The organism is Arthrobacter sp. SPT-J7, assembly GCF_059089965.1.
In genome coordinates, this window is sequence record NZ_JBNHFF010000158.1 from 1 (window position 1) to 7,902 (window position 7,902).

The window sequence follows — 7,902 nt, forward strand, 5'->3', positions numbered from 1 at the left end:
GATTCCGGGCAGCTCTGACAGGAAAGAGGCAGTAGGCGTCCCGGACCAACAATGTCCTGAAGACTACAGAAGATTTGCGGCGCTGGATAGCCCAATCCGAAAAGATTCCCCTGCGGGTGAACACGCTTTCCGGAGCGCCCGCCGGAGGCTGTGGATAACCGCCGTTTGCGGCTCTGAACAGGCTTGCTAACCGCCGGTGTACGGAGAATAGTGAGAACTGGAAGCAGGCCCTTCCTGGGCAGCGGCGGCTGCGATACGGGTGCAAGGGGAACGGCCGGCTTTCTGGCAGAATAGCCGCAACATCAGGGAGTATCGCTAGGAGGCGGCCCAATGGGCGCACAAGAGTTGCATCCGGACGCGGAGAGGGACGGCGGTGGCGCTCATGCCGCTCCCGATGGGATAGTCGTCGGCGTGGACGGGTCGGACCACGGCCAGTGCGCGCTGGTGTGGGCAGCCCGGGAAGCCCGGCGCCGCCGTCGTCCACTGCATATCGTTACTGCCTACTCCGTACCGATCTTCGCTGCATCCGGCCTCGATGGCGGATATGCCACCGTCGATGATTCAGTGATCCGCGAAGGTGCCGAAGCGGTGGTCAAGCAGGCCCTGGAGAAGGTCTCGGCCTACGACATCGATGTCAGCGCCTCTGTGGAAAACGGGGATGCGTCGGGTGTGCTTCTGGAGATGTCCCAGACAGCAGAGCTGCTGGTCTTCGGCACCCGCGGCCGCGGCGGCTTTGTCGGAAGGCTCCTCGGCTCCGTCAGCAGCGCGCTGCCGGCGCACGCGAAATGCCCTACGGTTACCGTCCCGCTGGTCTGCTCGGACCGGTTGGGCGAAACCACCGAGGACCGGCGCGTGAAAGCAGAACAGGCGAAGGCCGGGAACCAGCGCGTGGAAAACGTGGTGGTAGTAGGCGTGGACGGCTCGGAGCAGGCCCGCGTTGCCGTGCTCGAAGCTGCGGACGAGGCTGAACGGTTGGGTGCAACGCTCCGGGTGGTCTGCGCGGTTCCGCAATACAGCGGCTCCCTGGCCTGGGTTCCTGCCCCGATGGACCGCAAGGCCCTCTTCGCGGATATCCAGCAGACCCTCGATGCAGGCATGGCCTGGCTGAGGAGCCACTACCCCAACCTGTCCACGGACTCGGAGCTGACGGACGGCTCCCCGGTTGACGTGCTGGTGGAAGCAAGCCGGCACGTGGAGCTGGTGGTCGTCGGGACCCGCGGGCGCGGCGGCTTCACCGGCATGCTCCTGGGATCCACGTCGGATGGCGTTCTCCATCATGCCAAGGGCCCCGTTATGGTGGTTCCGGACCGTGAGGACCCGCGCCTTGCCGATAGGGCTCGCTTCGGGCCGATCCTCGGCGCAGCCTGACCGAATCCTGCAACAGGGAGCGTCATCATGGCAGCTGACCCACCAGGAACGGAAGGGCAGGTTTCCGGCCCACCGGACGGAGATACCGCCTCCGGCCTCATCCTTCGCCTCAGCCATGTTGACGGCGGAATGCTTCCACTGGTGGGAGGCAAGGCCGCCAACCTCGGTGAACTGATAGCAGCGGGCCTGCCGGTGCCGGATGGCTTCTGCCTGACCACCCAGGCTTACCGTGAAGCCACCGGGACCATCCGGGACGGGGTGCTGGCAGAGCTGGGGAACCTGCAGGCCGCATTGCAACCGGGAACCCCCGGCCAGGCCGCTGAACTGGGCGCGATGGCGGGGAGGGCACGGGAAGCCATCCGTGCCATCCCGGTTCCGCCCCGGATCGTTGCCGCCGTGGAGCAGGCTTATGCGGCGCTCGGGAATGCGACTCCGGTGGCCGTCAGGTCCTCCGCTACGGCGGAGGACCTTCCGTTTGCGAGCTTCGCGGGTCAGCAGGACACCTACCTCAATGTCATCGGCATCGACGCCGTCCTCGAGGCAGTGCGGGACTGCTGGGCCTCCCTCTGGACAGACAGGGCAGTGGCGTACCGGGCGGCTCTGGGGATCGCGCCGCACGAAGTAGCCCTCGCCGTCGTCATCCAGCGGATGGTGGATGCCGCAGCGGCCGGGGTGATGTTCACAGCAAATCCGCTGACCGGCAGGCGGCGGGAGGCCGTCATCGATGCCGCGCAGGGGCTTGGTGAAGCGGTGGTTTCCGGGGCCGTCAATCCGGACCACTTCGTCGTGGATATGGACAAAGAACGGGTCCTTGAGCGGAAGCTGGGCGACAAGCACGTGATGGTGCGGCCGCTTCCGGGCGGTGGAACGCAGATGCAGGACCTTGCCGGCGGGGCAGAGTCTTCCAGTCTGACGGACGGGCAAGCGCTGGAACTTGCCGCCCTTGGCCTGGAGGCCGAGCGCCATTTCGGGTCGCCGCAGGACACCGAATGGGCGGTCGACACCAGCGGTGCCCTCTGGCTGATCCAGTCCCGGCCCATCACCACGCTGTACCCCGTCCCCGAGAGCCGTACGGCCGGCACGGGAAGCAGGGTTTACCTGTGTTTCAGCCTGGCGCAGGGACTCACCCGGCCCCTCACACCCATGGGGCTGGCGTCGCTGCGGCTCGTTGCATCTTCAGTGGCCAAGGCGGCGGGTTTCGCCGTCCACGAGCCCCGTTACGGCCCGTCGCCTTACGCGGAGGCGGCTCAGCGGATTTACCTGGACGTCACAACGCCCGTCAGGAGCAGCGTTGGCCGGCGGATTCTTCCACGGGTCTTCGACGTGATGGAAGCCCGGTCCGCCATGGTGCTGCGCCAGATTTTTGACGACCCCCGGTTTTCGGTAACCCGCAGGACACCGCTCGGGCTCGTCCGCCACGTCGTGCCGGCAGCGGTGCGCGCCCGCGCCCCGGAATCGGTGCTCCGGGGACTGTTCCGGCCCAAGGCGGCGCTGCGCCGCCTGGACCGCTTCACCCGGCAATTCGCGGATGACCTGGAGCTCGAGGCAGGCGCCGGGCCAGCTGAACGGCTCGACCACGCGGAGCGGCTCCTGGGAGACCGGCTCTTTGCGATTGTGCCCGCCATCCTGCCCCTGCCAGCACTGGGCTTTGCGATGCTTTGGCTGGCGGGAAGGCTGCTGGACGGACCGGACCGAGGGAAGGACCTGCAGAAAGTGCTCCGGGGCCTGCCGCGGAACGTGACCACGGAGATGGACCTCGACCTGTGGCGCCTGGCCTCAGCAATGAAGGACGACCGCGAGTCGCGTGCGGCGCTGGAGACGCTGGAGCCATCTGTGCTGGCAGCGGAGTTCGACGCCGGGCGCCTGCCTCCGGTCCTGCACGCGGGCCTGGTACGGTTCCTCGAACGCTACGGGCACCGGGCCGTAGCCGAAATCGACGTGGGCCTGCCCCGGTGGTCCGATGACCCCACCCACATCCTGGGTGTCCTGGCCAACTACCTGCGCCTCGCGGATCCCGCCATGGCGCCGGACGCACAGTTCGGCAGGGCCAGTGCGGAGGCTGATGCGGAAGTAGAGCGGCTGGTGGCCGAGGCGCGCCGCCGCGGCAGGGTACGGGCCCTGCTGGTCGGCGCCGCATTGCGCCGCACCAGGCTTTTCGCCGGACTGCGGGAACTGCCCAAGTACCAACTGGTCCTTGGCCTCGCTGAAGCACGGAGGCAGCTGGGCCACGTGGGAGCTGCGCTGGCAGCGGACGGCAAGCTGGAGAGTCCGGACGACATCTTTTTCCTTGACTTCGAGGAGGCCCGGCAGGCCTTGGCCGGACACGCCAACGGGGCCAGCCAGCCGCGGAAGCTGCGCCAACTGGTCCTGGAGCGCCGTGCCGCTTATGCCAGCGAACTGGGCAGGCGCCACATCCCCAGGGTCCTGCTCTCGGACGGTACCGAACCCGAGGTGCTGCACGCCGCGGGTGCTGCGATGACCGACGACGCGCTGTCCGGCAGCGCCGCTTCGGCAGGCTCGGTCACAGCTCCTGCCCGGGTCATTTTGGATCCCGTCGGTGCCCATTTGGAACCCGGGGAAATCCTGGTGGCACCGTCCACCGATCCGGGATGGACCCCCTTGTTCCTGACGGCCGGTGGCCTGGTGATGGAGATGGGCGGGCCGAACTCGCACGGTGCGGTGGTGGCGCGGGAGTACGGCATTCCCGCCGTGGTGGGTGTTCCGGAGGCCACTGCCCGGCTTGCTACCGGACAAAGAATAACGGTCGACGGCGGCGCTGGAACCGTGGTGCCCGCGTAGCGACCGGTGGGCCACGCGGCAGGTGTCGGGAGTGGCCCCGAGGCGTACCCTTGGACTATGGGCTCCAAGGACGGAGACGGCCGGACAACGAACCGCCGGAGTATGGACGACCTGGATATGAACCGGGTCGTAACGCGCCGTATGAAAAGCACCTGGTTGCGGTGGGCTCCTGCAATGGCGGTGCCTGCGGTGATCGCCGCCGGAGTGCTGGCGGGATCCATCCCGGCGCGGGCCGGCGATCCTCTGCCTGATAAGACCCCGGCCGAAGTGATCGCCCTGCTCGCCGGGCACAGGACACACACGTTCTCGGGCACCCTCGAACAATTCTCGGAACTGGGATTGCCGGAACTGCCGGCAACGGGTCCAACCTCCGGCCCTGCATCAGCCGGCGGTGCAGCCTCCATCATGGAGTTCCTCACCGGTGAGCACACGGCCAGGGTCTTCATGGACGGCAAGGCCAAGGCGCGCATCCAAGTGGTGGACCGGCTCGCCGAGCGGGACATCATCCGCCGTGGTAATGACGTCTGGTTCTACTCGTCAAGGGACAACTCCGCCGCCCACCTGACCCTGCCGGGCTACGCCCGGGACCTGCCGCTGACCGACCCGGGCAACACCGGGACGCCGCCGCTGGCTGAGCCCCGGCCGGACATGCCGGTTCCGCCTACGCCACAGGAGCTGGCGGACCAGTTCCTGGCCGCGGCTGACAGTTCAACTGCCGTGTCCGTGGGGCCTGAGGCGGAGGCCGCCGGGCGCCCTGCCTACAATCTGCTCCTTGAGCCGCGCACAGAAGGCACACTGGTGGGCAAGGTGGCCATCGCCGTCGATGCTGCCAACGGCATGCCGCTCTCCGTGGCGGTGACAGCACGCGGTGCCGCGCAGCCTGCCTTTACCGCCGGATTCACCAGCCTGTCCCTCGAAGCTCCGGACGAAGCACTGTTCAATTTCGTCCCGCCACCCGGCAGCACGGTGGAGGAGCTGCAGTTCCGCCATCCCGAACGCTGGCCGCTCAGTTCAGGGTTCCCTGACACTCCCGGCATGCACGCGACTCCGGACGCTTTGGCAGAGGCAATCACGGACAAGACCCGGCCTTACCTGACCGGCACCGGCTGGGAAACGGTGGTGGCGGTACCGGCGAAGGCGGGCGCCGCCTCTGCCGCGAATGCCATGGTGTCCGGGAACCCGCTGCTGGCCCAGGCCGCCGTCGCCGTCCCCGGCGGGAGGCTGCTCTCCACCACGCTGTTCAACGTCCTGCTCACCGACGACGGCCGGATCTTCGCGGGCATGGTACCGCCGGAGAGGCTGCAAGCCGCATCAACAGCTCCGTGACGGGGGCCGCAGGAGGCCCCGGCTCCCGGACGTACGGCCTGACCATCGAGACGCAGGGGCTGACCAAGCGCTTCGGACAGCAGCTGGCCGTGCATGACGTTGACCTCGCGGTGCCTCCCGGTGCCGTCTTCGGGTTCCTGGGGCCCAACGGCTCCGGAAAGACAACCACCATCCGGATGCTCTTGGGTCTCGCTGCTGCCTCAGCAGGAACCGTTCGGCTGCTCGGGATGGACATGCCGGGCAAGTTCCAGGACGTGCTCCCGCGCGTGGGGGCGCTGGTGGAGGGTCCGGCCTTCTATCCCTTTCTCTCCGGCACCGCAAACCTTCACCGCCTCGACGCCGCCACCCGGCATGCCGCCCCCGCCACCCGCAAAGCCCGGGTAAACGACGCCCTGGAACGGGTGGGATTGGGCCACGCCGCGGGCAAGCGGGTGCACGCCTATTCGTTGGGTATGAAGCAGCGGCTGGGCATTGCCAACGCCCTGCTGTCACCTCGCGAACTGCTGGTGCTTGATGAGCCCACCAATGGCCTTGACCCGCAGGGCACGCGCGAAGTGCGTCACCTGGTCCGATCCCTCGCGGCGGACGGGACCACTGTTTTCGTTTCCAGCCATCTGCTGGCCGAGGTCGAGCAGATCTGTACGCATGCGGCCATCATGAGTGCCGGCCGGCTCGTGGCCCAGGGTCCGCTTCCGGAACTGCGCCGGTCCGGAACCGCCAGCATCCGCCTCGTGACGCCGGACGCCGGGGCTGCCATGGAAGTCCTGGTGCGACTTGGGTTATCGCCGGAACCTGCAGCCGCGCAGTCTGACGGCGGGGTGGTGACGGCGGCGCTTGCTGCTCCGGGGCAGTTTGCCGGCCCAGGTACTGGAAACCCTGCCACGGGCGACCTTGCCACTGGCCGCTCCGCCCCTGAAGAAATCGTGGCCCACCTGGTGCAGGCCGGCGTCCGGGTCCGTGGCTTCGCAGTGGAACGGGAAAGCCTTGAGGACCGCTTTGTTGCGTTGACGGGGGAGGGGTTCGATGTTGTCCAGTAACGCACGGCTTGGAGAAAGCGGAACAAACGGTGCAGAGGCCGGGGGAGCGCCGCGGGGGTCCGGTTTTTCCCTCCTCTGGTCCGAACTTCGGGTGCTGTTCGGACGGCGGCGTACGTGGGCTTTGCTGCTAGCGCTTGCAGCAATCCCGGTGCTGGTGGCCGTGGCTGTGAGAATCTCCTCAACGGTTCCCCCGGGGCGGGGTCCCGCGTTTCTGGACCGCATCACCCAGAACGGGCTGTTCGTGGCCTTCACAGCCATGCTGGTGTCAGTGCCGCTGTTCCTGCCGCTGACCGTGGGCGTGGTGGCAGGAGACACGATCGCGGGCGAGGCCAACATGGGCACGCTGCGGTACCTGCTGGTTGCTCCCACTGGCCGCGTGCGGTTGCTTTTGGTGAAGTACGCGGGGGCGCTGGCATTCTGCTTGGCTGCGCCCGTCACTGTGGGCCTGGCCGGTGCTGCCATTGGGGCCGCACTGTTTCCGGTTGGCCCGGTGACATTGTTGTCCGGGGACGTGATCGAGCCGCCGGAGGCAGCGCTGCGCATCCTCCTGATCGCGGTCTACCTGGCCGTTTCCCTGGCCGGGCTGTCCGCGATTGGACTCTTCCTGTCCACCCTCACCGTGGTTCCCGTGGGGGCCATGGCCGCCACGGTGGTGGTCTCTGTGGTGTCCCAGGTCCTCGACCAGTTGCCGCAGCTCGAATGGCTGCACCCGTGGCTGTTCAGCCATTACTGGCTGGGCTTCGGTGATCTCCTCCGCCAACCAGTGCTCTGGGACTCATACGCCGATAACGCCGTGCTGCAGGCGGGCTACGTAGCCGTGTTCGGTGCGCTCGCCTACGGGCGGTTCGTCACTAAGGACGTGCTGAGCTGAGACGCGCCGAGCAGGACAAACCTGAGCTGGACAGCTGAGCCGAGCAGGCCGGTCCCTGCTGCTCAGTAACGCGCAGCGTACGGATGGAGCTGCATACCGGCCATCGCGCTGAGCTGCGTGACGCCGATGCCCTCCTGCGGGTTTAGCGCCTGGACCACCTGGCCGTTCCCCAGGTAAATGGCAACGTGGTAGAAATTCGACGGCGAACCCCACACCAGCAGATCGCCGCGGCGTGCCTGCGAGATCGGTACGTGGACGGGAGCAGCAGCGTACTGCTGGGCGGCGGTGCGCGGAAGGTATTTCCCGGCGGCCGCAAACGCTGTTTGCACCAGCCCCGAGCAGTCGAAACCGTAAGGGCCCTCGCCGCCCCACTGGTAGTGGTGGGGTGCGCCCACCTTGCCGAGGGCCACCGAAATGGCGGCCTCGTGGGTTCCGCTTCCCATCGGGGGAGCGGGGGCCGGGGCGGGGACAGGCGCAGGTGCGGGAGCAGGCGCCGGGGCC

Annotated in this window: 6 protein-coding genes; 5 read left to right on the forward strand and 1 reads right to left on the reverse strand. The window is 67.7% G+C overall.

What is annotated here, in order from left to right; translation table 11 throughout:
• Positions 1-330: 330 nt before the first annotated feature.
• The 5 genes from AC5RWX_RS27730 (at position 331) to AC5RWX_RS27750 (ending at position 7,401) form a co-directional block, all read left to right on the forward strand.
• Positions 331-1,368, forward strand: coding sequence for a universal stress protein (locus AC5RWX_RS27730; RefSeq protein ID WP_494099471.1), 1,038 nt, complete (start codon positions 331-333; stop codon positions 1,366-1,368).
• Positions 1,369-1,395: 27 nt separating this feature from the next.
• Positions 1,396-4,167 carry a PEP/pyruvate-binding domain-containing protein gene (locus AC5RWX_RS27735; protein WP_494099472.1) on the forward strand — a complete coding sequence of 924 codons (2,772 nt, stop codon included), beginning with the start codon at positions 1,396-1,398 and terminating at the stop codon, positions 4,165-4,167.
• Positions 4,168-4,341: 174 nt separating this feature from the next.
• A complete protein-coding gene (locus AC5RWX_RS27740; RefSeq protein WP_494099473.1) occupies positions 4,342-5,493 on the forward strand; it encodes a LolA family protein in 1,152 nt (383 codons plus the stop codon).
• Complete coding sequence (locus AC5RWX_RS27745) at positions 5,490-6,530, forward strand: ABC transporter ATP-binding protein (protein ID WP_494099474.1); 1,041 nt, start codon at positions 5,490-5,492, stop codon at positions 6,528-6,530. The genes AC5RWX_RS27740 and AC5RWX_RS27745 overlap by 4 nt, the downstream gene beginning before the upstream one ends.
• Complete coding sequence (locus AC5RWX_RS27750; protein WP_494099475.1) at positions 6,517-7,401, forward strand: ABC transporter permease; 885 nt, start codon at positions 6,517-6,519, stop codon at positions 7,399-7,401. Before AC5RWX_RS27745 ends, AC5RWX_RS27750 begins: the two co-directional genes overlap by 14 nt.
• A 62-nt stretch (positions 7,402-7,463) precedes the next feature.
• On the opposite strand, the gene AC5RWX_RS27755 is transcribed toward AC5RWX_RS27750, so the two are convergent.
• Positions 7,464-7,902, reverse strand: a 439-nt coding sequence (locus AC5RWX_RS27755; RefSeq protein WP_494099476.1) for a C40 family peptidase, incomplete at its 5' end; no start/stop codon positions are given.

Bases quoted from the DNA above. Each gene is read 5' to 3' on its own strand.
- AC5RWX_RS27740 (WP_494099473.1), top strand. From the start codon at position 4,342: ATGGCGGTGCCTGCGGTGATCGCCGCCGGAGTGCTGGCGGGATCCATC.
- AC5RWX_RS27730 (WP_494099471.1), top strand. From the start codon at position 331: ATGGGCGCACAAGAGTTGCATCCGGACGCGGAGAGGGACGGCGGTGGC.
- AC5RWX_RS27735 (WP_494099472.1), top strand. From the start codon at position 1,396: ATGGCAGCTGACCCACCAGGAACGGAAGGGCAGGTTTCCGGCCCACCG.
- AC5RWX_RS27750 (WP_494099475.1), top strand. From the start codon at position 6,517: ATGTTGTCCAGTAACGCACGGCTTGGAGAAAGCGGAACAAACGGTGCA.